Source organism: Hymenobacter sp. PAMC 26628 (genome assembly GCF_001562275.1).
GTDB lineage: Bacteria > Bacteroidota > Bacteroidia > Cytophagales > Hymenobacteraceae > Hymenobacter.
In genome coordinates this window covers 4,548,022-4,573,550 of sequence record NZ_CP014304.1, presented here as the reverse complement: position 1 = coordinate 4,573,550, position 25,529 = coordinate 4,548,022, and the positions used below count along the sequence as shown (strand labels likewise).

At 64.6% G+C, this 25,529-nt stretch carries 25 protein-coding genes and 1 tRNA gene; 15 read left to right on the top strand and 11 right to left on the bottom strand.

Annotation, left to right across the window (positions count from 1 at the left end):
* Window positions 1-59: 59 nt before the first annotated feature.
* Entirely contained in the window at window positions 60-815 is a 756-nt protein-coding gene (gene truA, locus AXW84_RS19820) for a tRNA pseudouridine(38-40) synthase TruA (protein WP_068237385.1), read from the bottom strand.
* Window positions 816-925: 110 nt separating this feature from the next.
* Window positions 926-2,128, bottom strand: a complete 1,203-nt coding sequence (locus tag AXW84_RS19815; RefSeq protein WP_068239816.1) for a thiolase family protein — start codon at window positions 2,126-2,128, stop codon at window positions 926-928.
* A 94-nt stretch (window positions 2,129-2,222) separates the two neighbouring features.
* Between AXW84_RS19815 and AXW84_RS19810 the strand changes: the two genes are divergently transcribed.
* Complete coding sequence (locus tag AXW84_RS19810; protein ID WP_071892347.1) at window positions 2,223-2,699, top strand: DUF4293 domain-containing protein; 477 nt, start codon at window positions 2,223-2,225, stop codon at window positions 2,697-2,699.
* 84 nt (window positions 2,700-2,783) lie between these two features.
* Here the strand turns inward: AXW84_RS19810 and AXW84_RS19805 are convergent, their stop codons facing one another.
* The 6 genes from AXW84_RS19805 to AXW84_RS19780 form a co-directional block, all read right to left on the bottom strand.
* A complete protein-coding gene (locus tag AXW84_RS19805) occupies window positions 2,784-3,722 on the bottom strand; it encodes a DUF4476 domain-containing protein (protein ID WP_068237376.1) in 939 nt (312 codons plus the stop codon).
* A gap of 164 nt (window positions 3,723-3,886) precedes the next feature.
* Window positions 3,887-5,803 (bottom strand): OmpA family protein, encoded by a 1,917-nt coding sequence (locus AXW84_RS19800; protein ID WP_068237374.1) that lies wholly within the window; start codon window positions 5,801-5,803, stop codon window positions 3,887-3,889.
* Window positions 5,804-5,883: 80 nt separating this feature from the next.
* A complete protein-coding gene (locus tag AXW84_RS19795) occupies window positions 5,884-6,408 on the bottom strand; it encodes a hypothetical protein (RefSeq protein WP_068237368.1) in 525 nt (174 codons plus the stop codon).
* 164 nt (window positions 6,409-6,572) lie between these two features.
* Window positions 6,573-7,424 carry a (Fe-S)-binding protein gene (locus AXW84_RS19790; protein WP_068239804.1) on the bottom strand — a complete coding sequence of 284 codons (852 nt, stop codon included), beginning with the start codon at window positions 7,422-7,424 and terminating at the stop codon, window positions 6,573-6,575.
* A 94-nt stretch (window positions 7,425-7,518) separates the two neighbouring features.
* Window positions 7,519-7,743, bottom strand: a complete 225-nt coding sequence (locus AXW84_RS19785) for a hypothetical protein (protein WP_068237365.1) — start codon at window positions 7,741-7,743, stop codon at window positions 7,519-7,521.
* A gap of 58 nt (window positions 7,744-7,801) precedes the next feature.
* Window positions 7,802-9,205, bottom strand: a complete 1,404-nt coding sequence (locus AXW84_RS19780) for a (Fe-S)-binding protein (RefSeq protein ID WP_068237362.1) — start codon at window positions 9,203-9,205, stop codon at window positions 7,802-7,804.
* A gap of 171 nt (window positions 9,206-9,376) precedes the next feature.
* Here AXW84_RS19780 and AXW84_RS19775 point away from each other — a divergent pair.
* Window positions 9,377-9,449: transfer RNA gene (locus AXW84_RS19775), tRNA-Phe, on the top strand.
* 302 nt (window positions 9,450-9,751) lie between these two features.
* On the opposite strand, the gene AXW84_RS19770 is transcribed toward AXW84_RS19775, so the two are convergent.
* Window positions 9,752-9,946, bottom strand: coding sequence for a hypothetical protein (locus tag AXW84_RS19770; protein ID WP_068237360.1), 195 nt, complete (start codon window positions 9,944-9,946; stop codon window positions 9,752-9,754).
* Between the two features lie 70 nt (window positions 9,947-10,016).
* Here AXW84_RS19770 and AXW84_RS19765 point away from each other — a divergent pair, with 70 nt between their 5' ends.
* From AXW84_RS19765 to AXW84_RS19725, 8 genes are all read left to right on the top strand, one after another.
* Window positions 10,017-10,607 (top strand): thermonuclease family protein, encoded by a 591-nt coding sequence (locus tag AXW84_RS19765; protein WP_068237357.1) that lies wholly within the window; start codon window positions 10,017-10,019, stop codon window positions 10,605-10,607.
* Window positions 10,608-10,666: 59 nt separating this feature from the next.
* Window positions 10,667-11,404 carry a hypothetical protein gene (locus tag AXW84_RS19760; protein ID WP_068237356.1) on the top strand — a complete coding sequence of 246 codons (738 nt, stop codon included), beginning with the start codon at window positions 10,667-10,669 and terminating at the stop codon, window positions 11,402-11,404.
* Window positions 11,405-11,512: 108 nt separating this feature from the next.
* The gene (locus tag AXW84_RS19755) at window positions 11,513-11,980 is read left to right on the top strand and encodes a hypothetical protein (protein ID WP_068237354.1); all 468 of its coding nucleotides are present in this window, start codon (window positions 11,513-11,515) and stop codon (window positions 11,978-11,980) included.
* Complete coding sequence (locus AXW84_RS19750; RefSeq protein WP_068237352.1) at window positions 11,977-12,183, top strand: hypothetical protein; 207 nt, start codon at window positions 11,977-11,979, stop codon at window positions 12,181-12,183. The genes AXW84_RS19755 and AXW84_RS19750 overlap by 4 nt, the downstream gene beginning before the upstream one ends.
* Window positions 12,184-12,265: 82 nt before the next feature.
* The gene (locus AXW84_RS19745) at window positions 12,266-12,592 is read left to right on the top strand and encodes a hypothetical protein (RefSeq protein WP_068237349.1); all 327 of its coding nucleotides are present in this window, start codon (window positions 12,266-12,268) and stop codon (window positions 12,590-12,592) included.
* A gap of 2 nt (window positions 12,593-12,594) precedes the next feature.
* Window positions 12,595-12,798 carry a hypothetical protein gene (locus AXW84_RS19740; RefSeq protein ID WP_157887138.1) on the top strand — a complete coding sequence of 68 codons (204 nt, stop codon included), beginning with the start codon at window positions 12,595-12,597 and terminating at the stop codon, window positions 12,796-12,798.
* A 464-nt stretch (window positions 12,799-13,262) separates the two neighbouring features.
* A complete protein-coding gene (locus AXW84_RS19730; protein ID WP_068237340.1) occupies window positions 13,263-14,897 on the top strand; it encodes a sensor histidine kinase in 1,635 nt (544 codons plus the stop codon).
* 27 nt (window positions 14,898-14,924) lie between these two features.
* Window positions 14,925-15,332 (top strand): response regulator, encoded by a 408-nt coding sequence (locus AXW84_RS19725; protein WP_068237337.1) that lies wholly within the window; start codon window positions 14,925-14,927, stop codon window positions 15,330-15,332.
* Window positions 15,333-15,785: 453 nt separating this feature from the next.
* Here AXW84_RS19725 and AXW84_RS23600 read toward each other — a convergent pair.
* A protein-coding gene (locus AXW84_RS23600) for an IS3 family transposase (RefSeq protein ID WP_204248391.1) occupies window positions 15,786-16,893 on the bottom strand; the annotation gives its coding sequence in 2 pieces (ribosomal slippage) (window positions 15,786-16,635 and window positions 16,634-16,893; 1,110 coding nt in all).
* A gap of 77 nt (window positions 16,894-16,970) precedes the next feature.
* Window positions 16,971-17,138, bottom strand: coding sequence for a DUF202 domain-containing protein (locus AXW84_RS26045; RefSeq protein WP_157887137.1), 168 nt, complete (start codon window positions 17,136-17,138; stop codon window positions 16,971-16,973).
* A 151-nt stretch (window positions 17,139-17,289) separates the two neighbouring features.
* Here AXW84_RS26045 and AXW84_RS19705 point away from each other — a divergent pair, with 151 nt between their 5' ends.
* The 5 genes from AXW84_RS19705 to AXW84_RS19685 all read left to right on the top strand — a co-directional run bounded on the left by AXW84_RS19705 (window position 17,290) and on the right by AXW84_RS19685 (window position 25,435).
* A complete protein-coding gene (locus tag AXW84_RS19705; RefSeq protein WP_068237328.1) occupies window positions 17,290-17,964 on the top strand; it encodes a response regulator transcription factor in 675 nt (224 codons plus the stop codon).
* A gap of 5 nt (window positions 17,965-17,969) precedes the next feature.
* Window positions 17,970-19,340, top strand: a complete 1,371-nt coding sequence (locus AXW84_RS19700; protein WP_068237315.1) for a HAMP domain-containing sensor histidine kinase — start codon at window positions 17,970-17,972, stop codon at window positions 19,338-19,340.
* Between the two features lie 90 nt (window positions 19,341-19,430).
* Window positions 19,431-20,882, top strand: coding sequence for a TolC family protein (locus AXW84_RS19695; protein ID WP_082774004.1), 1,452 nt, complete (start codon window positions 19,431-19,433; stop codon window positions 20,880-20,882).
* A 108-nt stretch (window positions 20,883-20,990) separates the two neighbouring features.
* Window positions 20,991-24,260 (top strand): efflux RND transporter permease subunit, encoded by a 3,270-nt coding sequence (locus AXW84_RS19690; protein WP_068237310.1) that lies wholly within the window; start codon window positions 20,991-20,993, stop codon window positions 24,258-24,260.
* 32 nt (window positions 24,261-24,292) lie between these two features.
* Window positions 24,293-25,435, top strand: a complete 1,143-nt coding sequence (locus AXW84_RS19685) for an efflux RND transporter periplasmic adaptor subunit (protein ID WP_068237306.1) — start codon at window positions 24,293-24,295, stop codon at window positions 25,433-25,435.
* The last annotated feature ends 94 nt before the right edge of the window (window positions 25,436-25,529 follow it).

The following is a 25,529-nucleotide window of genomic DNA, read 5'->3' as shown; positions in this document are numbered from 1 at the left end:
GCTACAAAGGTCGGGCGGCCGAAATTGTTGCCGGCATTTTTGTTGGGGCCCCAGCGGCGCTACTCCCCGGGGGTCAGCCCCGGCGCGTACTCCACGCGGCTCAGAAATAGCCCTTGGGCCGGGGCCGCCGTGCCGGCTGCTACCCGCCGCTGGGCCCACAGCAGCTGCTGGAACTGCGCCGGCGTGTGCTTGCCGCGGCCCACGTCGAGCAGCGTGCCCACCACCAGCCGCACCATACCGCGCACGAAGCGATTGGCCCGGATGCGGAACACCCAGCCACCCGGCACGGGGTGCCAGGCTGCCTCGGTGCAGCGGCACACGTAGTGCGTTTCAGCCCCTTTGGCTTTCGAAAACGTGGTGAAATCGAACTGCCCCACCAAGTGGGCGGCGGCGGCGTTCATCAGGCCCACGTCGGGGCCCCGGTCGAGGTACAGGGCCTGGTCGCGCCGAAACGGGTCGGGCGCACTCAGCAGAAAATACTCGTAAGTGCGGGCGTCGGCGTCGAAGCGCGCGTTGGCTGACGGGGGCACCGGGTGCAGGCGCAACGGGGCAACATCAGCAGGCAGGGTGCGGCGCAGGCGGTAGAGCAGCAGGGCCTCGTCCATGCCGGCCGGCAACTCAGCGTCGAAGTGGGCCACTTGGTGGCGGGCGTGCACGCCCGCGTCGGTGCGCCCACTGCCGAGGGTGCTGATGGACTGGCGCAACACCTTGGCCAGGGCCCCGTTGAGGGCCGCTTGCACGGTGGGGGCATTGGGCTGCACCTGCCAGCCGGAGTACGCCGTGCCGTCGTAGGCGAGGTGAAGGAAATATCTCATGGGGTCATCCAACAATTATCGATTAACATTTAACAGGCTTTATCCGGCTGGTCAATCAATTAGCAGCCGGCAAGAACCTGTTAAATGTTAATTGCTACCTGTTAAATGAATCAGGCTTTCTCGTAAATCACCGCGGCGCCCTGGCCCACGCCCACGCACATGGCGGCGAGGCCGTAGCGGGCCCCTTCGCGGCGCTGCATTTCGTGCAGCAGCGTGGCCGTGATGCGTGAGCCCGACGAGCCCAGCGGGTGGCCGATGGCGATGGAGCCGCCGTTCACGTTCATCTTTTCGGTGTCCATGCCTAGCTCGCGGATGCAGGCAATGGTCTGAGCGGCAAAGGCTTCGTTCAACTCAATCAGGTCCATGTCGGCCAGCGTGAGGCCGGCGCGCGCTAGCACCTTGCGAATGGCGGTAATGGGCCCCAGGCCCATTACCGCGGGGTCAACACCGACCACGGCCGACGTCACCACCCGCGCCATGGGCTTCAGGTTGTACCGTTTCAGGGCGTCGTCGCTCACCATCAGCACGGCCGCCGCGCCGTCGTTGATGCCGGTCGAGTTGCCGGCCGTCACGGTGCCGCCGTCGGGCTGAAACACGGGCTTGAGGGAAGCCAGCTTCTCCAGGGTGGAAACACGCGGCTGCTCGTCGGTGTCGAACAGGGCGGTGTCGCCGATGGGCTGAGGCAGAAATACCGGCACGATTTCCTTGCGGAAGCGCCCCTTCTCAGCCGCGCGGTGGTACTTGCGCTGGCTTTCAAAGGCGAAGGCATCCTGGTCTTCGCGGCTGACGTTGAACTGTTTGGCTACGTTCTCAGCCGTCTGCCCCATGTTGAAGGGGTAGTGCATCCGGTTCAGCTTGGGGTTGGTGAAGCGCGAGCCAAGCGTGGTATCGTGGGCCGTGAAGTCGCGGGCGTAGGCCGTTTCCGACTTGGCCATCACGAACGGGGCCCGGGTCATGCTCTCCGAGCCGCCGGCCAGGTACACGTCGCCCTCGCCCGCCTTAATAGCCCGCGAAGCATCCATGATACTCTGCAAGCCACTGGCACACAGGCGGTTCACCGTCACGCCAGGCACCGTGACGGGCAGGCCGGCCAGCAGCGCGGCCATGCGGGCCACGTTGCGGTTGTCTTCGCCGGCTTGGTTGGCGGCGCCCATGATGACGTCTTCCACAGCGTTTTTGTCGAGCGTGGGATTGCGGCGCAACAGTTCGCGCAATACGAGCGCGGCCAGGTCGTCGGGGCGGACGCTGCTCAGCGCGCCGCCGAATTTTCCAATCGGGGTCCGCACCGCGTCCACGATGTAAGCACTTGGCATCAGCAAGAAGAATAGAGGGGCGCGAAACCCCCGGTACAGGCTAAATTTGCGGCCCGGCCCCACACAGGCCGGCCTTATAACCACAACGACAAAGATGATACAAAGAATCCAAAGCGTGTTTTTACTGCTGCTGGCCCTGGCCATGCTGAGCGTGGCCGCCCTGCCCCTCTGGACGAAAACCGACCCCCTCACCCATGCCAGCCTCACCCTCACGGCCTTCAACCTCTACCGGGGGCCCTCGCCCGACGCGGGCGGACTGGTAGCTTCGGCCTGGCCCATCGGTACGCTGGCCCTCACGGCGGCGGCTACCGCCATCTACGCCATTTTTCAGTACCGCCGCCGCGCGGTGCAGCTGCTGATATGCTCGCTCAATTTGCTGCTCGTGGTGGCCACGCTGGGGGCTGCCTTCCTGTATTCGAGCCGCGCCGACGCTCTGCTGAACGTGAAAATGGAAGGCCACTACCTGGCCGGCTTCTACCTGCCCACCCTGGCCTTGGTACTCAACCTGTTGGCCAGTCGCTACATTCGCCGCGACGAGCGCCTCGTGCGCAGCATGGACCGCCTGCGCTAGGGGCCCTACAAGACCATAAAAAAGGGCGGGCCACTTCTCATTGTAGAGAAGCGGCCCGCCCTTTTTTACAGCACCCACAAGGGGCTAATTGCGCGGCAGCCCCAGCGCTTGCTGCACTTCCCGCGCGCTCGTCGGAAAGGTGAAAGCGTCGTACACCCGGTAAAAATTCTGCGGGTCTACCACGTGGGCGTAGCCGAATTTAGCCAGCTCTTTCTGCGATTTGTCGAAAGTCAGCGTCCGCACCAGGGCTGCCAGTTCGACCGAGCGCAGGCTGCTGCGCTCCAGCGCTTGGTGCGCAATGTCAAGCCGCTGCTCGTCGAAAGGGCACCGGCTCAGGGCCTGCGCCAGGTCGGCAGCGTCGCGGGGGGACAACGGACGCGCATACTGGGGCCCGGGGGCTGGCGCCCCGTAGCCCGGGCCAGCGGGGCCCGGGTAATTAGGTGCGTTGCCGGGGCCTGAATACGTGCCGGGGCCCGGGTAAGCGGGTTGGTTGCCAGGGGCCGGGTAACCGGATGAGCTGCCCGGCGTGGGGTAGCCGCCCGGCCCAGCGGGCGGGTAAGCGCCGCCGTAGTTGCCGCCGTTGCCGTTGCCATTATCGCCATAGGGGCCCTGGTCGGGGCCGTAGTCGTCGGGGCCCGGGGCCCAGGCGGGATAATCACGGGGCGTTATGGGGCCCCGGCTCACTTGCCGCAGCTGCGCCGGCCGGCCCGGGCGCAGCACTAGCACGAAGCTGGTTTCCAGGCCCGGCTCCAGCCACACGTTCACCCGCGTGCGTTGCAGGCCCGCCGCCGAAGGCACGCTGAACTCGGCCCAGTGCTGACCCGGGGCCAGGTAGTCGAGGTGCAATGAGCGCACCACCGGGGCCGCCAGCAGCTGCCCATCGAGCACGAGGCCAAACGGCACCCCGCGCTCCGACGTAAAATTGACGGCCGTGGGCGGCGGCCCAACGGGCTGAGCCTGGCCGGCAGTGGCCAACCCAAAAGCAAGCCAGCCCGCAGCGGCGAGGGCAAAAAGCGTTTTCATGGCGATGCAAGATGAATAGGCGGCGAGGGGATTCAACCGCCTGCCTCACCCAAATCCAAACGCCGTGCCAAGGGAGAAATTTGCCAGCCGCTGGGGCCCCCACCAAATAAAAGACCCAGCCGGTTGGGCTGGGTCTTTTTCAAAAGTCGTCCGCAGTAAACAGCTTATTTGTCAATCCGCGTCACCTTAAATTCGGTGCGGCGGTTGCGCTGGTAGTCGGCCTCCGATTTGGGATTAGCTATAATTGGACGGGTTTCGCCGTAGCCGCGGGCCGTGATGCGGGTGCGGGCAATGCCCTTACTCACGATGTAGTCCACGGCCGCCTCGGCCCGCCGCTGCGAGAGCTTGAGGTTGTAGGCGTCCTTGCCGCGCTGGTCGGTGTGCGAACTCAGCTCGATGTTGATTTTCGGGTTGTCGGCCAGCGTCTGCACCAACGTATCGAGGCGGATGGCGGCGTCGGGCCGGATGTTGTACTTGTCGTAATCGTAAAAAATGTCCTTTACTTCGATGGCCTTGTTCACGATGATTTTATTCAGCGTGAGGGTCACCGGCAGCCGGATGTCGGTCTGCGGCTGCGTGAGTTGGGCCTGGGCAGGCTTGCGGCCCACGGTGCTCAGCGAGGCGCGGGCCGTGAAATCGCCGGCCCGGTCGCTGAGGAACGCGTAGCTGGTCGCCGAGTCGAGCGGGGCCGTAAACTTGCCGTCGGGACCCGCCACCACGTCGGTTTTGCGGCCCTTGCTGTCGGTGATGGTCACCGTCTCGCCGGGCACCGGCGTAATGGTGTTGCGCTTGGAATCGCGCTCTAGCACCGTGCCATCCACGAAGAAATTAACCGTTTTCAGCGACTTCTTTTTGTAGGCATACAAATCATCCGAGCCCTTGCCACCGGCGCGGTTCGAGCTGAACACGCCCGTTTCGGCGGTCATCGGGAACGGCGCGAAATCGTCGGCGGAGCTGTTCACGTCGGGGCCCAAATTGACGGGCTTGCCGGCCTGCACCATGAAAACATCAAGCTTGCCGTAGCCCGGCCGCCCGTCCGATGAGAAGTACAGCGTGCCGTCGGGCGCCACGCCGGGGAAGTTGTCGTTGCCCGCCGTGTTGATGGCGTCGCCCAGGTTTTCGGCCGCCGAAAAGCGCCCGTTGGGCCCCAGCGTGGCCTTAAACAAGTCGTTGCCGCCCAGCCCGCTGCGGCGACCCGAGGCGAAGTACAGCGTCACGCCATCGGGCGCAAACACCGGCGCAAAGTCATCCGCCGTCCGGTCGTTGATGTTGGCCAGAATGGGCTCCGTCCAAGCCCCAGCCTTGAAGTACGAAATCCACAAATCGACGCTCAGGTAGCCTTTTTTGCTGCCGTCGTTCGAGCGGGCGAACACCACCGTTTTGCCGTCGGGCGTGTAAGTAGCGCTGGCCTCCAGGCGGCCGGGCGAGTTGAAGGGCCCCGCCAGCGGGGCCACCGTGCCGCCGGTCATGGCCGTGGCATCGGTGAATTTAACGGCGTAGAGGTCGGTAAAATTCTCGCCGTTGCCGGGGTACTTCTTGCCGGTGCGCCCCGAGGCAAACACGAATTCCTTGGTGTCGGGCTTCACGGCAGCGCCAAATTCCGACGCCGCCGTGTTCAGCGAGTCGAGCGGGCGCACGTCGTAGCCGCTGGCCAGGCCCACCAAAGTCTTACTGGCCAGGGCGTTCTTGGCGTCGGTTTCGGCGCGGGCGGCCAGGGTGCGGTTGGTGCCACTGGTGGCGTAGGCGCTGAACTGCGCCGCGGCCTCGTCGAACTTGCCATTAGCGCGCAAAGCCTCAGCGTAGTGAAAGCCCGCGTCGGCGGCCCGCACCTTGCCGTCGAGCGCCGCCTTGTAGAAAGGCTCAGCTTGCTCGACGCGGTTGGACAAGCGGTAGGACTCGGCAATGCGGTAGTTGGCCGTCGGAGCCGTTTTGCCTTTGGCTACCTGCGCTTTGTAGAGGCCAATAGCCGTTTCGTACTCGCCGCGGGCGAAGCGTTTGTCGGCTTTGCTGCTGCTCGTGGCGCAACTGCTCAGCAGCGTGGCCGAGCCGGCCGCCGCGCAAACGAATAAGAAGTATCTCATGGGCAAGGAAAGGGGGCGGCCCCGGGCGGCCCGTTCGGGCGCCGTTTTGGGTTAGCAATAATACTACGTTTCCGCAGGGTTTAGACGCGCGCGGGGCCCCCGGCGGGCTCAGCCGCAACGGGCGCAAAGTAGCGCGCCAGCCACGTGCGGCCGGCCGGTGCGGGCCACCGGGCCTCCAGCTCGGCCTTGGTGGCCACGGTATTGTCAAAATAGGGCGTGTCGGGGCCCAGGGTGCCGGCGGCCACGGCGGGCTTCAAGGCGCGGCGCTCCAGCAGCGCCAGGCCCGTGGGGCCCGTAAAGGCCAAATGTGCCTTGTCTAGTAAACTGATGGACAAAGCTTTTTCCAACTCCTGCACGAAGCGCACCGATGCATCGATGGAGCAACCACTGGCCCCAGCTACCGCCTCGTCGAGCCCAACAACCAGAAACTGCCGGTGCCGAAACTCGACCGCTGCGCGCAGCGCCGCGCCGTGGCTGGTCCAGGCCGTAGCAAACTGGGTTAGGTGGGGCCCCACCGCGGCCAGCTCGGCTTGGGTCAAGGGCCGGTTGGCTTGGTAAATCCAGACCCGCGCAGTAGGGGGCAGGGCATCGAAGGTCACGTTCATAAGAGCGTAGGAATGGCAGGTTTCACGGCTGGCAAAGGTCGCACCGGTTACCCAAGGGTGGCCGATGCTTCCGAACCAAAAAAACTGGCCCGAAGTTGCCGCCGCTGCGCCAAATTACCGCCGCGCAGTCGGCAGGCAGCCGCCTGCAATTGGCGAACCAGCGGCTACGCGTTGATGCCCTCAGCCGAGGCCACCAGCTCGGCCAGGTCGAACACCTGCACCTTGCTTTCCTGCTCCTTGTTTTTCACGCCGTCGCTCATCATGGTCATGCAGAACGGGCACGACACGGCGATGATGCTGCCCTGCAAATCGTGGGGGCCCGGGGCGGCGGTTTCGGTTTCGACGCCGCCCAGGTTGGCCAGCGCCGCCGCGGCACCGCTCAGCGTAGCCAGGGCCTCTTCGGTGCGCTCGATGTTAATTTCCTTCTTGCCCGGCTCGGCCTCCTTCCACATTTGGGCCCCGCCGGCGCCGCAGCACAGGCCGTTGGCACGGCTGCGCTTCATCTCCACCAGGTCGGCGTCGAGGGCGGCCAGCACGTCGCGCGGGGCTTCGTAGATGTTGTTGGCCCGGCCCAGGTAGCACGAGTCGTGGAAGGTGATGCGGCGGCCCTTGAAGCTTTCGCCGCCAGTTACGCCCACTTTGCCTTCGTTGATGAGCTGCTGCAAGTACGTGCTGTGGTGAATTACCTCGTACTCACCGCCCAGCGCCGGGTATTCGTTCTTAATCGTATTGAAGCAATGCGGGCAGGCCGTCACGATTTTCTTGATGCCGTAGCCGTTCATCGTCGTAATGTTCTGCATGGCCTGCATCTGAAACAGGAACTCGTTGCCGGCCCGCTTGGCGGGGTCGCCGGTGCACGATTCTTCCAGGCCCAGCACCGCGTACTTGGTGCCCACGTGGTCGAGGATGCGCACGAAAGCGCGCGTCACGCGCTTGTAGCGGTCGTCGAAGGCTCCGGCGCAGCCCACCCAAAACAGTATTTCGGGCGACTCGTTGCGGGCCGCCAAGTCGGCCATGACGGGAACGGTAATCTGGCGCGAGGCCGGGGCAGTTTCGGGCAGCATAGAAGCAGAAAAGGCAGACGGGCCAGGGGCCCGGGGCGGGATGGTATCAGTGAGCGTACAGGCGCCGCACGTCGGCGTCGGGGGGCCCACCGGGCAGGGTGCGGGCGGCACGGGCCCGGCGGCGGGCCATTTCAAACGCTTCGGCAGGCCCTTCGAGGTACTGCCGGAACGTGGCCACCGGTGGGCCGGGGCGCGTGGGGGTAGGCGCAGTAAATCCCGCAGACGAGTCGGTCGAAGCGGCGGATTGCGAGGAATCGGTGAGCTTTTGCATGGCACGGAACGGAAAAAGGGTGGGATTTTTTAAAAACCAGCGAACCGCGCGCACGCGGCTACACCGAGGCTACTTCAGGGGCGGTACCTTTTACGTATAAATCGTCGGCCCAGTTGAAACGGTCGGAGGGCGAGAAGGCCCACGGGGCCCCATTATTTTCAATGTTGGAGAACATGACGTTGAGCGAGTTTGGAGCCGCCGATTCTTCGAGCACCAAAAAGCGGCGCATTTCGATGATGCTTTCGAGCGGGTTGATGTTCACGGGGCAGCTTTCCACGCAGGCGTTGCAGGTGGTGCAGGCCCACAGCTCTTCGGGCGTTACTTTGCCGCGCAGCAGCGTGGCGTTGGCCAAGTCCGTGATGGGCTCGTGCTTGGCCTCGGCGCCGTACACGTTGGGCCGGAAAATGAGCGGCGAATTATACTTCTCCTCCACCCGGTCGCGGGTGTCCATGATGATCTTGCGGGGCGAGAGCAGCTTGCCCGTCAGATTGGCCGGGCAGACCGAGGTGCAGCGGCCGCACTCGGTGCAGGAGTAGGCGTTCAGCAGGCTGGTCCAGGGCAGGTCGTCCACGTCCTTGGCCCCGAAGGGCGTGGGGGCCAGGGCCGAGCCATCGGGGCCCACTGGCGCAGCGGGCACCTCGTAGCTCGGGTCCATCATGGCCTTCACCTCGTGGGTAATGCTCTCCACGTTCGAGAACTGCCCCTGCGGCACCAGTCGCGAATACCACACGTTGGGGAACGCCAGGATGATGTGAAAATGCTTCGAGCTAGGTAAATAGTTCAAAAACAGCAAGATGCCGGTGATGTGCAGCCACCAGCCCAGGCGCTCCAGCACGTGCAGCGTGCCCACGCCGGTGGGCAGCAAGCCTACCAGCAGGTTGCTGATGGGGAACGTGCCAGGCAGGTCTTCGCCGCGCATCTGGTGCAGCTTCAGGTCGGCCGTATTCATAAAAAACAGGGCCACCATCAGCACCACTTCGATGTAGAGGATGATATTGGCGTCGAGCTTGGGCCACATCCGCAGCTCAGGGCCCGTGAAGCGCTTGAGCGGCGGAGTGCTGTTACGCCGCCACCAAAAGGCAGCCACCGCCACAATCACCAGCGCGGCCAGTACCTCGTTGGTTGCCATCAGCCCATCGTACACGGGCCCCAGGAACTTGAGCGAGCGGTGAAACCCGAAAATGTTGCCAAACAGCCCGTCGATGACGATTTCAATCACCTCGATGTTGATGACTAAGAAGCCCACGTACACCACCAAGTGCAGCAGCGCCGGGGTGAGGCGCTTGAACATTTTTTGCTGCCCGAAGGCCACGAGCAGGGTTTTGCGCAAGCGCTCGGCCGGGTGGCCGCTCATGTCCCGGTCGCGCCCGACGAGGACGTTGGCCCGGATTTTCCGGACTTGCCAGGCAAACAGGCCGAACGCGGCCACCAGTAGCAGCGCAAAAAGAATGGATTGCAACATAGCAGTAAATATAAACAACCAGCACCGATTGGGCCCGCAATTTAGTCGGCATGCCGACTAAAATATAATTGGGTAGAACCCCAATGCATTTTTTTACTGAAATTCTTGCACCCTGGTTTTGCCTGCTTACCTTTGCAGTCCCAAAGCCAAAGAAACTTGGCCTCGGGATCCGGCAACATAGCTCAGTTGGTAGAGCACAGCACTGAAAATGCTGGTGTCGTTGGTTCGATTCCAACTGTTGCCACGAAAAAAGGCCTCTAGCATTACGCTAGAGGCCTTTTTGTTTTTGGCTGGGACAAAATCTGGGACAAAACGGATTGACCGCCTTTGGCGACTGTTTGAGTGGCGTGCAAAAAAGACAGCGGGGCCCAGCCTTCGGTTAACTTTGTCGGCGCCAGCGGGAATTAGTTGCCAAGCTTTTCTTTCCGGTATCTAGGGCCGCCTTTGCTTCGCGGGGGTGACCCTTTTTTGTGTAGGCGGTCGAGCCGCGGGTGGGCGCGGCGTTGGGTCGGGGGAGAGTGACTTTAACCATGCTCCAGCTATGCTCTAGCTACGGTTCAAGGCACGGGAAACCTCTTCTTCGTCGAGGTGGGTAAAACGGCAGAACTCGGCCACCGACACGTAGGTGCGGGCGGGCTTGCCGTTGGCGCGGCGGATGCGCTGTAGCAGCACCTTAGCGGTGCTGTACTTGGTACCGGTAAGTTGGGCCGCCTCCTTGGGGCAGATGCACACCTGGGGCATAAGGGGGCGGATTGGGGTGAAAGTGGCAGGCTAAGATACAACCGCTAAAACCGGGCCGTAGGTTCGGGCCATGATCAGCAAACGCACGATTTGGGGGGTGGTTGGGGGGCTGCTGGCGGGGGCGCTGGCCGGGGGCTGCGCGGGCATCCGGGCCGACGATTACTTAGCCGCTTCGCTGACCACGCGCGCCGCCGTGGTGGCCGAAGCGGCCCGCGTGGTGCGCGTCATCGACGCGGATACCTACATTCTGCTGTTGGGGTTGAGCACTTTCCGCCTGCGGCTGCTGGGGGTGGATACGCCCGAGCATGACCAGGCGTTCGGGCCCCAGGCTACTGACTCGGTGACGCGGATGCTGACGCCGGGGCGCGTGGTGCTGGTAGCGAAGTCGGGCCTGGACCTGTACGGGCGCACGCTGGGGGCGGTGCTGCTGCCGACAGCGACGGTGGCCGCAGCGGGGCAGCCGGTGCCGCTGGATTCGCTGCTGGTGGTGCGGGGCTGGGCCTGGGCCTACGACCCCAACCGGACGGTGGCGGACTGGGCCCCGCAGCAGGCGGGCGGGGGCTTGTGGAAATGCGGGGCGGCCGAAGCCGTGCTGCCCAAGTTCTGGCGCTCTTTCACTGCCCAAAATAAGCGGCGCTACCAGGGTACTTGCTCCTGGTAGCCGCGCCGCAGAACGAAAGCAAGCGGCTTATTTCTCACTTCATTATTTTCTTTAGACTTATGGCTACCCAAACTGGTATCCTGGGCTTGCAAGGCACGGTGGGCGGCCTTGTGTTTGCCAAAGACGGCTCGGTCCGTCAGAAACCCGCCTCCAACAAAGCGGCCTTCAACTCGGCGGCTTCGCTGGCCCGGACCCGCGAAAACGCCTCGGAATTCGGCCACGCCGCCTCGGCCGGCAAGCTGCTGCGCGACTCGTTGCGGGTGCTCATCGCCGCTGCTTCGGACAGCAAGATGGTGAGCTGGCTGACCCAGACCATGCGCACCATCATTGGGATGGACGAGGCCAACGACCGCGGTGAGCGCGCCATCGACAAGGACAACATCGGCACGCTGCTGGGCTTCAACTTCAACCAGGGCGCGGGCATCGGGCAGGCGTTATTCTTCCAGTACGCCGTAGCCGGCGCGGGCGCGGACGTGACGATGAGCATTCCGGCGCTGAACCCGGGTACTGATGTAGTGGCTCCGCAGGGTGCGACCCACTTCGAGCTGCTGTACGGAGCGGCCTCGCTCAACTTCGAGACGGGCACTTACCAGGTGGCGACGGTGGCCGCGCCCCTGGGCATCATTGCCCTGAACTCGGCGGCGCTGGCTAATAAGTCGCTGGTGGCTTCCTTACCGGCCGCACCGACGGCCGACGAGGTCGTGGTGGGCATCAACTACTACCAACAGCTCAACGGCAAGAACTACCCGCTCAACAACAACGCCACCAACCCGCTGGCGATTGAGTACGTGGCCTAGCGGGCAATTATGAGTTATGAATTAGAAATTACGAATTGGCCTGATGGTCGGTTCTGGCCTGATTTATAACTCATAATTTTTAATTCATAATTCCTAATTTACTAGAAAGTGGCTACTAGAACCCTTTATCAGAAACAGGCCGACAAGCGCACGAAAACGGCGCTTAAGCTGCGGGCGCGCCGGGACGCGAAGGCCCGCAAATACGCTACGGCGCTGGTGAGCGCGCTAGCTGGCGCGGCCGATGCCAAGGCCCGCCCTGACCGCATCAACTTGCTGTACGGCGTGGACATTTCGACCGAAACGCTGCTGGTGCACGACCTGCGCACGGCAGGCCTCGCGGGTACGCTGACCGGAACGATGGCCGCGAGCACGCCGGGCGAAGAGGTGCAGTTCCTCAACCCCACGGCCGACGGCAACGGCGGCGCGTTGCTGGCGCTGGAAGCGCTGTTCGGGGAGCTGGCCGCGGCTATCCCCACGACGGGCGGCGGCACAGCGAGCGGCTCGACGGGCCCCGGCACGACGGCCCCAGTGGCGCACGACGTGACGCTGAACGGGCCGGACGCTTCGGACCGGTGACGCTAGCGGCTTCGGCGGGCGACGCACTGCAGTTCTACGCGCTGGGCAGCGGGGGCTCGGCCCCGGCCTCGATGGACATTGCCATCGGGGGCGCGCAGGTGGCCTCGGTCACGTACCTGGACCGCTACACCGGGGCCCCGTTCAGCTTCGTTCACAACGGCGTGACGCGCAACGGCACGTTTGCCGCGGCGGTCAACTTCTAAGCGGGCGGCTTAGGCAACCAAGTGGCCGGCCCGGCGTGCTGCCGGGCCGGCCTTATTTTTTACTTTTTAGTCTCTCAATTTTATGAGCACCATCAGCAAAAATCTTTCGGGCTTTATTTTCAACGGGGCGGCGCTGGTGCTGGCCTCGGCCCCGTGGAAGGGCAACGTGCGGGCCATCTACGGCTTCAACGCGGCGGGCGACGGCTACCAGGTCTTCAAGCCGGCCAGTCAGTTTAATTCGCTCGCGCAGCTCGTGCCCGACGGCGTGTACACCGTGGACGCGGCCACCACGGGCTTCGAGCTGCCGGGGCCGTGCTCACGGCCGGCGCGCCGGCGGTCGCCGCGGCCGTGCTCGGCTTGGGCAGTTTTACCCACTTTTTTTCGGGCGGGTATGACAACATTTCGTTGAACGTGTCGTCGCCGGATGCGACGGACAAGAAGTATCTGCTCACGTTTGATTCGACCGGTGCGTACTCGTACACGCTGGACCTGGGTGATACCATCAGCCTATCGGTGCCGAACCTTTCGCCGGGGCAGGCCGTGACGCTGACGGCCGTTGCGCCCTCGGGGGCCCGGCTGGTGCACCCGTTTACGGTGGGTGAGGCGGCTGCCTAGCAGTCGTCGCTACCGCAATAAAAAGCCGGTCCCTGCATGGGGGCCGGCTTTTTTGTGGGCTGGAACAAGCAGTGATTCGGCCCGCCGCTAGGCCGCGTGGCGAAAAGCCAGGGGGGCGGGTGCTTTTTGAAGAAGCCGTGAAAGTACGTGGGGTCCTCAAAGTCCAAACTATCGGCAATTTCGTTCACGCTCCAATCCTGGTGCTGCAAGAGCAGTTTGGCTTCGCTGGTGAGGCGTTCGGCGATGTGCTACCGCGAGAAAGAGCTGCTGGCGGCGTAGGACTAGCTGAATAGGCCTAAGGCAAGTTTCATAACGATGCGCAAGGCAGTCGTAGGATTCCCTATCAGGTGCACCAGTCAGAACCATCGTTGCGCAACTTTGGCTGGGGTGCCTTTCTGGCTCCGGTTAGGTCCTCAAGCTGGGCGTTGTGAGTAGCTTCGCAAAGCTTTTTCTTATACTATGCTATGCCTATAGCTGCGCCCGCCAACGACCTGTTCGAGGTATTTTTTGACCTTTCGGCCCTCGGCGGCATTCTCTTCCGACCCGTGCGGGATGCCGCGGGCGAAGTAATTGATTTGGCGTATGAACGCCTCAACCCGGCCGCCCAGCGGATGCTGGCGTTGCCCGAGTGCCCCGCCGAAACCTTCCTGACTCTTTACCCACACGCGCTGGCTACGGGCATCTTTGCGTTCTACCGCGGGGCCGTTCTAACGGGCGAAACCCGGCGCGGCAAGTTTAACTACCAGTACGACGGGCTGGACAACTACTTCCACCTGACGGCCCGGCGCAGCGGCGAACACCTGGTGGTGAGCTTTACCGACACCAGCGAGCAGCCCCGCAGTGCTGTAGAAGTGGCCCTGCGGGAAAGCCAAGCCGCCGAGCAGGCCGCCCGGACGGAGGCCGAGCGCCAGCGCGGCGAGTTGGAGCGCGTGTTTGAGCAGGCCCCGCTGGCCATCGCCGTGTATCGGGGGCCGGCCTACACCATCGAGTTGGCCAATCCCACGGTGGCCCGCCTCTGGGGCCGCACCCGCGCGCAGCTGCTGGGGAAAGGACTGTTTGAAGCCCTGCCGGAAGTGGCGGGCCTCGGCTACGAGGAGCTGCTCGACGGCGTGATGGCCACCGGCGTGCCCCACGTGGCCCGCGCGATGGAAGCCCAGCACGACCGCAACGGCCACCGCGAGACCGTGTACTGGGACTTTGTGTACGTGCCCATGTACGCCGCCGACGGCCATATTGACGGCGCGATGGTGGTAGCCACCGAGGTGACTGCGCAGGTACTGGCCCGCCGTCAGGTGGAGCAACTGAATGCGGCGCTGGAAACCCGCGTGCAGCAGCGCACGGAGGAATTGGCCGCCCTTAACCAGGAACTGACCGCTACTAATAAAGAGTTGCAGGAGAGCAACCGCCAGCTCACCCGCACCAACGTGGACCTGGACACGTTTGTGTACACGGCCTCGCACGACCTGAAAGCGCCGATTACCAACATCGAAAGCATTGTGCAGGCCCTGCGCGATACCCTACCCCCCGCCGTGCAGCAGGAGGAGCTAGTGGCTCACCTGCTGGGCCTGCTCGACACGACGGTGGCCCGCTTTCAGGTCACCATCACCCAGCTTACCGATATTTCCCGGCTGCAGCTGGCGCACGCCGGGCTCGCCGAGCCCGTGGTGCTGGCCCAGGTGGTAGAAGCGGTGCGCGAAGACCTGGGCCCCCTTATCGCGGCGGCGGGCACCGGGCTTACGGTCGAGGTGGCCCCGGAGCTGGTGGTGTCCTTCCCGCCGTCCAACCTGCGCAGCGTGGTCTACAACCTGCTCAGCAACGCAGTCAAGTACCGGGCGGCCGACCGGCCATCGCAGGTGCGCGTGCGGGCCGAGCCGCTGGGCTCCGCCGTGGTGCTCACCGTGCAGGACAACGGCTTGGGCCTGAGCGAGCTGCAGCAGCGCCAGCTCTTCGGCTTGTTTCAGCGCCTGCACACCCACGTCGAGGGCACCGGCGTGGGCCTCTACATCAGCAAGCGCCTCGTCGAGAACGGCGGCGGCACGATTGCCGTCAGCAGCCGGCCCGATGCGGGGGCTACCTTCACCGTCACTTTCCCGGTCTAACCAGCCTAAACGCCTGACCCGTTTGCGATGCCGCCCCTAACCAGTGTGCTCTTGGTCGATGACGACAGCACAACCAACTTCCTCAATAAGCTCTTGCTCACGCGTATGGGAGTGGCCCAGCAGGTGCTCGTGGCCGAAAACGGCGAGCAGGCCCTGCGCACGCTGGACCAGACCTGCACGGGCCAACCGGCCATCTCGTGCCCCGTGCTCATTTTGCTCGACATGAACATGCCCGTGCTCAACGGGCTGGCCTTCCTGGAAACCTACGTGCAGATGCCGCTGGCCCAGCAGCAAGCCATTGTCATCGTCATGCTCACCACCTCGCTGCACCCCGCAGACATGGCCCGGGCCCAGGAGTTGCCCATCGCGGGCTTTCTGAACAAGCCCCTTACGCAGGAGAAAGTCCTGGGCATTCTGGAAAAGCACTTTTTGTAGGCGCGCCTCCCCACCCCAGACTGGTGCCGACAGGTGCAGCCTGAACCATAAAAAGCCGGTCCCCGTGTAAAGGCCGGCTTTCATTTTTGCCTACCTGTAACCGGAACGGCGGGGCTTATTGCTGGTGGCAAAGGCAGGTGGCGGCACTCGATGCACGTCGGGGCCGGTCAAAAGGGTAGTTCTTCACCGCTTGGGCAACGGTACTCGGGGCTGCCGAATGTGCACAGCGGTGGGGGCGCGGAGGCTACACCCGCGTCGGTGCTGGCCAGGGTGCCCAGGCGATGGCCATTAAGGCGCCAAGCAAGGTATAGAATAGGGTGCGTAGCATGTGGTCAGGCTCAGTTGAAAGCCCACGCCCAGGTGTGCCACGCGGGGGCCTGCGCCGGGGGCGCCACGGGCTGGCGCTGCTGGTCTGACCTCCTCCCATTTACTGAGCCGGTTGAAAGTGGAGCATCAGGCGTTCTGAAGCTCGACGGTAATGGCGGCCGCCACTACCTCATCGGGCGTTAAATTCTGTAAGGAGCTGTGCGGCCGGAAGCTGTTATCCTCCTGCCGCCAGTGTTCAAGCTTTTCTTGGGCGTCGGCCAGTGACAGAAACCAGTGCACATTCAAGCACTCGTCGCGGAAGCTGCCGTTAAACGATTCAATGTACGGATTATCGGTCGGTTTGCCTGGGCGGGAGAAATCCAGCGTGACGTGCTGGTCGTAAGCCCAGCGGTCAAGCGCCTTACTAATAAACTCACTGCCGTTATCGACCTGGATGCGCTTAGGGACCAGGCCTAACTGCTGGTGTAAGCGCTGCATCACGGCCACGAAATCTTCGCCTTTTAACGACTGGCCGACGTGAATGGCTAGGCACTGGCGGCTATAATTATCGACTATTGTTAAGGCCCGGATTTTACGGCCATCGAAGAGGTTATCGGCTACAAAATCCATGCTCCAACTCTGGTGCAGGTGGCCCAGCGGGAGCCGCTCCAGGCGGTGCGCAGCGGCCCGATTACGTCTGGGACGTTTGCTACGTAAGTTCAAGCCTTCCAAGCAGTAAAGGCGATGCACGCGCTTGTGATTGTCCGGCCAGCCTTCCCGGCGCAGCAGAATGTAAAGGCGCTGACTACCGTAGCGTACGCGCACTTGCGCCAGTTCGCGCAAACGCTGGCGTAGGACGGTGTCATCTCGACCACGTGTTTGGTAAGCGAAGCTAGCACGCTGCAAGCTGAGCACGCGGCAGGCCCGGCGAGCCGAGATGCGGTAGGCGTCGATGAGGTGTTGAGCCGCGTGGCGACGCTGCACGGGCTTCAGAAGGTTGTTTGATCACATCCTGTAGCAGCTGCTTATCCAAGCTCAGGTCGGCTACCAACTGTTTGAGGTGCTGGTTTTCCTCTTCCAACTGCTTGAGCCGCCGCAACTCGGGCACGCCCAGCCCGCCGTACTTTTTCTTCCAGTTGTAGTAGGTGGCCTCGCTGATGCCCATCTTCCGGCACACCTCGGCGACGGCCACGCCCGTGTCGGCGGGACGCAGGGCGAACACCATTTGGGCCTCGGTAAACGTGGTCTTTTTCATGACATTGTCTGGGGTTTTAAGGTACGACAATGCCTGATTTTCTCTACTTTACAGCGGCCCAGTTTAGTGGGAGGAGGTCACAGCAGGCCCACCGTGAGTACCACGCCCGCCAGCGCCACGTAGCCGAGCCGGCCCCCGCGCACCGGGTGCAGCTGAATCAGGGCCAGCCCGAAGCCTACCAGGGCCAGGCTGGTGCGCACGTAGGTGAGCAGGGTGCGCTCGTTAGCCAGGCGGGTGCGTTGCAAAGCGAGCCGGTCGCTGAGCGCGAGCGGGGCGGGGAAACGGGAGCAGACATCGGCCAGCAAAATAAACAGGCATACGGCAAGCCGGTGAAGCGGGGCGGGCGCGGGGCGCGCTTCACGCGATTTACCCGCCCGGCGGCCGACCTTTGCGCCCATGACCATTCTCCTTGTCGAAGACGAAGCCAGCCTGGCCTCTTTCATCCAGAAAGGGGTAGCCGCCGAAGGCTACGACCTGAAAGTGGCCTTCGATGGGGTAGTGGGCCAGCGGTTATTCGACCAGCAGCCCTTCGACGTGGTGGTGCTGGACGTGAACCTGCCCGGGATGAACGGTTTCGAGTTGTGCCGCTACATCAAGCAGCACTCGCCGCGCCAGCCGGTGCTGCTGCTCACGGCCCTCGATGGGCTGGCCGATAAGGAAGCGGGCTTCGGGGCCGGGGCCGACGACTACCTGACCAAGCCGTTTGAGTTTCGGGAGCTGCTGCTGCGCATCCGGGCGCTGGCCCGGCGCTCGGACGCGTATAAGGGCCAGCACGCGGTGCTGCGCGTGGCCGACCTGGAGCTGGATACCGACGCCCGCACCGTGACTCGCGCCGGCCTGCGCATCGAGCTGACCAGCCGCGAGTACTCGCTGCTCGAATATCTGATGGTCAACAAGGGCCGCACGGTCAGCCGCATCGACATTGCCGAGAAAGTCTGGGACCTGCATTTCGACACCAATACTAACGTGATTGACGTGTACGTGAATTTTTTGCGCAAAAAAGTGGATAAGGGCTTTGGGCAGAAGCTCTTGCACACGGTGGTGGGCGCGGGTTATTTAATGCAGGGTTAGGCGCGATGCAGATAAAGCACAAGCTCCTGCTCTGGTTTGCGGCGCTGGTCAGCGGGCTGCTGCTGGCCTTTTCGGGCTACGTCTACGTGAGCACGGCCCGCTTCCGGCAGCACTCCTTCACCGAGCGACTGACCAGCAAGGCGGCCGTGACGCAGCAGCTGCTCGCGCTCAACGACTCGCTGGCGGGCACGATGCTGGCATCGTTGCCCGAGCAGGCTGAGCAGGTGTACGCCCCGACCGGGCAGCGCGTCTACGCCAGCGCGGGGGCCGACTATGCGCCGCCGGCCGGCCTGCTGGCCCAGGCGCGGCAGCACGGCAAAGTACCCTTTTCCTACCCCCGGCCGGGCCACGCGCACCCCAAGCAAGGGGTAGCGCTGGCCTACCGCCGCCCCGACGCCGACGGGCAATACGTGGCCGTGGTCACGGCCTACGACCAGCAGGGCTACGCCCAGCAGCAGACGCTGTTCAACTACTTTCTGTACGGCAACCTGGCGGCCGTGGCGCTGGTGGGGGCCCTGGGCCTGCTCTTCGCCACCCGCGCCCTGGCCCCGCTCAACTTTTTGCTGGAGCAGCTGCGCCAGGCAGCGGCCCAGTCGCTGGCGTTTCGGCTGCGTCCGCAGAACCCCCGCGACGAGGTGGGCAAGCTGGCGGCGGCCTTCAACGACTTGCTGACCCGGCAGGAAGAGCTGGTGGAAAGCCAGCGCGCCTTCATCGCGCACGCCTCGCACGAGCTGCGCACCCCGCTCACACGCATCAAAGGCTGGCTGGAAACGTCGCTGGCCTACGACTCGGACGTGGCCGACCTGAAAAAAGGTATTGGCCAGGCCGTGGTGGGGCTCGACCAGCTCACGGCCCTGGCCAACGGCCTGCTGCACCTGGCCCGCCTCGACGGGGCTGCCCAGCTCGACGGCCAGCCCCTGGAGCTGGTCGATTTGCTGCTCGACGTGGTGGGCAGCGCGCAGCAGCGCCCCGGCCAGGCAGTAGACCTTGACATCAGCGCGGAGGTAGATGACCAGGCCCAGGCCCCGCGGGTGCTCGGCAACGCGCAGCTGCTGCGCACGGCCCTGGGCAACCTCGTGGACAACGCGGCCAAGTACTCCAGCGGCCAGCCCGTGACCTTGTGCCTGGAAATGGACGGTCCCGACGGCGTGCGGCTGCTCATTGAAGACCGGGGCCCCGGCATTGCCCCCGACGAAGCGGAGCGCATCTTCCAGCCCCTGACGCGGGGCCGCGCCGTGGGCGACGTGCCTGGCTTCGGCATCGGGCTCACGCTGGCCCAGCGCATCATTGGGCTGCACCAGGGACGCCTGCGGCTGCTGCCCCGGCCGGGCGGCGGCACCGTGGCCGACGTGTGGCTGCCGCTGGTAGCCCGTTAGGGCCCCCGGTGGCCGGCCCGGAGCCGCCGTTTTAATAACTTTTAATTTGGCTTTAATGCTAGTATAATAGGGGTAGGGGAGGTTTGCGGCATGAAGCTGATTTCCGCTGCTCTTTCCCACTACCCCCGGCTGGCCGGCCAGGGCCTGCTGCTGGCCGGGCTGCTGCTGGGCCGGCCCGCCCTGGCGCAGCAGCCCCGCGAGCTACCCCAGGTGCCCCAGCCCCTGACGCTGCCCCAGGCGCTGCAAGAGGCCCAGGCCAACTACCCCGCCCTGCGCGCCCGGCAAGCGGGCGTGGCCGCCGCCGCCGCCGACGTGCGCACGGTGCGGGCCAACTACCTGCCCCAGCTCACGGCGCAGGCGCAGGCCCTCAACGGCACCTCCAACCAGGTGCGCGGGGCTTTGCTGGGCGGCGTAGGCATTACGGAGTCGGGCGTGCGCGATTTCACCAGCAGCCAGGCGGCTTGGACCAGCCAGGGCATGCTTTACATCGACTGGCCGGCCGTGACCTTCGGCCGCTACCGGGCCGATGTGCGGCGGGCCCAAACCCTGGTGAGCCAGGCGCAGGCCGACTACGACCAGGAGCTGTTCACGCACCAGGCGCAGGTGGCCGATGCCTACCTGCTGGCCCTGGCGGCGCAGCAGGCCGTGACGCTGCAAGAAGCCAATTTGCGGCGCTCGCAGGCCGTGCAGCGCGTGGTGCGGGCGGGCACGCGGGCGGGCATCCAGCCCGGCATCGACAGCTCGACGGCCAACGCCGAAACGTCGCGGGCGCGGCTGCAACTGCTGGCCAGCCGCCAGCAAGCCGAGCAGCAGCGCGTGCGGCTGGCGGGCTTGCTGGGCACCCCGGTGCAGGCGCTGGTCCTCACCGACTCGACCCAGTTTTTTGCCCGCCTGCCCGCGCTGCCCGCCGGGGCCGATACCGCCAGCCTGCGCTATCACCCTACGCTGCTAGCCTACCAGCGGCGCGTGGCCAGCAGCGAGGCCCTGACTAACTCCTTAGCCACCAACAGCCGGCCCACGCTTTCGGTGGTCGGGGCTACCTGGGGCCGGGGCTCGGGCACGGCCTCGTCGGCCAGCACCGACGGCACGTATGCCATCGACCCCGGGCTGGGCGCGGGGCTGCCCTTTAAGGTATACAACTACGCGGTGGGCGCGGCGCTCACCTGGCACGTCACCGAACTCATTCACACCAAGCGCGCGGTGGCTGTCCAGCAGGCCCGCTCGACCCAGGCCCTGGCCGACTACGACCAGCAGGCCCTGCAACTGCGCACCGAGCAGCAAAACGCGCAGCTCCAGCTCGACCTAGTGCGCCAGGCGGCCCTGGAGGCCCCCGTGCAGCTCGACGCCGCCCGCCGGGCTTACACCCAGGCCCAGGCCCGCTACAACGCCGGTCTCGACAACCTGGTGGTGCTCACGCAGGCCGCGCTGGTGCTCAACCGCGCCGAAAGCGACCAGGCCATCGCCACCAATAACGTGTGGCGGGCCCTACTGCTGCGGGCCGCCACGGGCGGCAACCTGGCCCCGCTGCTCGGGCAGTTATAAGCGGTTGGCTAGCAGCCGTTAGCTGTTGGCTTTTCCCTCTATCACTCGTTGCTATCCACCCCAAAAAGCCAGTAGCTGACAGCTAATGGCTAATAGCTTAAGAAACCAATGATTAAGACCGCATTAGCCCGGCCGATTGCCGTCATCGTGGCCCTGCTGGGGGTTCTCGTCTTCGCGGCGCTGTCGCTGGGGCGTATCCCGATTGACATTTTCCCGCGCCTCAACCTGCCCACCATCTACATCGCCCAGCCCTACGGCGGGATGACGGCGGCCCAGATGGAGGGCTTCATCGCCACGCGCTACCAGAACCAGATGCTCTACGTCTCGGGCATCAAGGACGTGGAGGTGAAGAACATCCAGGGGTTATGCCTGGTCAAGTGCACGTTCTACGAGGACGTGAACATGGCCCAGGCGGCCGGCGAGGTGGCCAACCAGGTGAGCCGCGTCATGACCTACATGCCACCGGGCACCCAGCCGCCCACGGTCGTGCGCTTCGACGCCAGCAGCCTGCCGGTGGGCGAACTGGTGTTTAGCTCGACCAGCGCTTCGCTGGGGCAGATGCAGGATTTGGCCTCGACCCGCATCCGGCCCTTGTTCTCGCAGATTCCGGGCGCGTCGGCCCCGCCGCCCTTCGGCGGCAACGAGCGCACGGTGGTGGTGCGCGTCGACCCCGAGAAGATGAAAAGCTACCAGCTCACGCCCGACGAAATCGTGTCGGCCATCGTCAAGAACAACCAGGTGTCGCCGGCCGGCTCGGTGGGCATGGGCGACTACATGGTGATGACGCCCAGCAACACGGTGCTGGATAAAATCCCGGACTTTCTCAATATCCCGCTACGACAGGGGGTAGGACCCACGGTGTTTATTCACGATGTGGCTTCGGTGGAGGACGCCACCGACGTGCCGGTGGGCTACGCCCTGATTAACGGCAAGCGCTCGGTGTACATCCCGGTCACGAAGTCGGCCGACGCCTCCACCATGAGCGTGGTGAACGCGCTCAAAGCCAAGCTGCCCGAGATGAAGGCCCTGCTGCCCGACAACGTGCAGCTCAGCTACGAGTTCGACCAGAGTATCTACGTGAGCCAGGCCGTGCACAGCCTGGCCTTCGAGGGCGGGCTGGGGGCCCTGCTCACGGGCCTGGTCGTGTTCCTATTCCTGGGCGACGTGCGCTCGTCGCTTATCGTGATTCTGACCATTCCGATTTCGATTCTGGCGGCCATCCTGCTCTTGCAGCTCACCGGGCAGACGATTAACATCATGACCCTTTCGGGCTTGTCGCTGGCCATCGGCATTTTGGTGGACCAGGCCACGGTGGTGATTGAGAACATTCACCAGCACCAGGAAATGGGCAAAACCAAGTCCCGGGCCATCCTGGATGCCAGCCAGGAGGTGTCGTTTCCGCTGCTGCTCATCACGCTCAGCATCCTGGCCGTGTTCGCCCCGGCGTTTCTGATGTCGGGCGTGCCGCGGGGCATGTTCATTCCGCTTTCGTTGTCGGTGGGCTTCGCCATCATCGCCTCCTACACGCTCTCCCAAACTTTTGTGCCGGTGGTGGCCAACTGGTGGCTCAAGGGCCACGCCCACACTTCGGAGCACGAACTGAGCCTGCTGCCCGACCTGAGCCAGGCGCGCGACGCGCAGCAGGAGACTTTTGAGGAGGCGCATCCGAAGGAGGTCAAAGGCTTCGAGCGAGTGAAGCTGGCTTACCTGGGCATCCTGGACCGGCTGCTGCGCCACCGGGCGCTGGTGGGCACGGTCTACGGCGTGGCGTGCGCGGCCATCATCGTCACGTGCTTTCTGCTGATTGGGCAGGACATGATGCCCAAAATCACCCATTCCAAGCAGTTCCAGGTACGTCTCATTGCCCCCGAGGGGCTGCGCATCGAGCGCACGGAGGAACGCACCAAGGAGGTTATCAAGCTCATTCAGCAGATTGTGGGGCCCCAAAACGTGGCCATTACCTCGGCCTTCGTGGGCATGACGCCCAGCTCCTACGGCACCTCCGCGCTCTACGTCTTCAACGCTGGCCCCCACGAGGCCGACTTGCAGGTGAACCTGGCCGAGGACTACAAAGTCCAGAACCTGGACGCCCTCAAAGACCAGATTCGCCAGGCCGTGCACCAGCACCTGCCCGACGTGCAGCTGAGCTACGAGCCCATTGAGCTGACCGATAAAATCATGAGCCAGGGCGCCCAGACGCCCATCGAAATCCTGGTGGGCGGCAAGAGCCTACAGGATGGCAAGGGCTACGCCGACAAGCTGGTGGCTCGGCTCCGGCAGATTGCCTACCTGCGCGACGTGCGGGTGAACCAGCCCCTGAGCTACCCCACCGTGCAGATTGACGTGGACCGGGCGCGGGCCGCCCAATTCGGCCTCACCCCCGACCAGATTGCCAAGTCGCTGGTGGCAGCCACGAGCAGCAGCCGCTTCACGGCCAAGAACCTGTGGCTCGACCAGAGCAAGGGCTTTGCTTACCAGGTGCAGGTGCAGCTGGCTTCGCAGGACATGAAAAGCGAGGCCGACATGCAGAACCTGCCCCTGGTGCCGGGCCAGGCGCGGCCCACGCTCGGCGACGTGGCCACCCTGCACACGGCCAACGTGCCCGGCGAGTTCGACCGCATCGGCCCGCGCCGCATCGTGACCGTCTCGGCCAACATCGACCATAAGGACCTAGGCACCGCCACCCGCGACGTACAGAAAGCCATCAAGGCCGTGGGTGCGCCACCCAAGGGCTCCATCGTGCAGCTGCGGGGCCTAGCCCAGCTGCTGACCGAAACCCTGAACAGCCTGCAAACCGGCCTGGGCCTGGCCATCGTGGTCATTTTCCTGCTACTAGCCGCCAACTATCAATCGCTCAAGGTAGCGGGCGTGGTGCTGGTGACGGTGCCGGCCGTGCTGGCCGGGTCGCTGCTGCTGCTGCTGCTCACGGGCCAGACGCTGAATTTGCAGTCGTACATGGGCATCATCATGTCGGTGGGCGTGTCGGTGGCCAACGCCGTGCTCATCGTCACCAACGCCGAAAGCCTGCGCCTGCGCTACCGCGACGCCGTGGCCGCCGCCCGCCTGGCCGGGGCCGCCCGCCTGCGCCCCGTGCTGATGACGAGCATCGCGATGGTGGCCGGCATGCTGCCGATGGCTTCGGGCCTGGGCGAGAGCGGCGAGCAGTCGGCCCCACTGGGCCGGGCCGTGATTGGCGGGCTACTGGCCTCCACCGTGGCGGCCCTGTTGGTACTGCCGGTCGTGTTTGCGGCCGTGCAGCGCAAGACGACGTTCGTCTCCGTCTCGCTCGACCCCGACGACCCGGAGAGTGCCAACTTCGACGGCCACGAGGCCCCGGCCACCGAGCACACGCTGCGCGAGCAGCCGGTGCTGGCCTAATCTTTTTGTAAAAAACTTTCCTTCGCTTGTTTATGAATTTTCCCGCTTTTTCCCGGCGCTGGCTCGCTGGCCTCAGCCTCACGGCCGCCGCCGCTGCCCTGGGCGGCTGCAACTCCACCGACGCCGCCCAGGGCCAGTCGGCCGCCGAGAAAACGGCCAACCCCGTGTCGGCCGACGTGCGCTACGACGCCGTGCGCGTGACGGCCACCCAGCCCGCCCAGAGCCTGAGTTTACCCGGCGAACTGGACAGCTATTTCCAGACCGACCTCTACCCCCGCGTGAGCAGCTACGTGAAGGCGCTGCACGCCGACATCGGTGACCACGTGCGCCAGGGCCAGGTGCTGGCCGAGCTGGACGCCCCCGAGCTGGCCGCCGCCCTGAGCGAAGCCCGCTCGAAGCAGAGCGTGGCCCAGGCCACCTTCCAGGCCAGCCGAGGCACCTTTCGCCGCCTGCGCCAGACCGCCCGCACCGCCGGGGCCGTGTCGCCGCTGGCCCTCGACCAGGCCCGCACCCAGGCCACGAGCGACAGCCTGAACGTGGTGGCCGCCCGCGCCCACTACCAGGCCGCCGCCCAGATGGCGGCCTACCTGCGCGTCACGGCCCCGATGGCCGGCGTCATCACCGAGCGCAACGCCGCGCCGGGGGCCCTGGTGGGGCCGGGCGGCCAGAGCGCTGTGCCGCTGTTCCGGCTCAAGCAGCTCAGCCGGCTCCGTTTGCGCGTGGCCGTGCCCGAGGCCTACGTGGGCGACATTCACACCGGCTCGCCGGTGCAGTTCGACGTGCGGACGTTTCCAGGGCAGAATTTCACCGGCAAAATCGACCGCGTAGCCGGAAATGTGACGCCCGGTATCCGCGCCGAAACGGTGGAAATCGACATTACTAATCCGGGTGAGAAGCTAAAGCCCGGCATGTTCGCCTCGGCCAACATTCCCATCAAAGCGCCCCAGAGCAGCCTGTTCGTGCCCAAGTCGGCCGTGGTCAGCACCGCCGAGCGCACCTACGTCATTCGGGTCGTGGGCGGCAAAACCGAGCTGGTGGACGTGCAGAAGGGCGACGAGAACGGCGGACAGGTGCAGGTATTCGGCCCGCTCAAAGCCGGCGACGTGGTGCTGAAGGCCGGCAACGAGGAAATCGGGAAGGGCGAGCCCGTGCAGGTAGCGCTGGCCAGCCGGTAAGGAAGCACGGCGTATACTGTTTTTTCCGTCGTCGTTCGCGAAGGCTCAGTTTGTAGTATTGGCGCTGGGAGTGGGGCTTTCGCTGTGCTGGCAG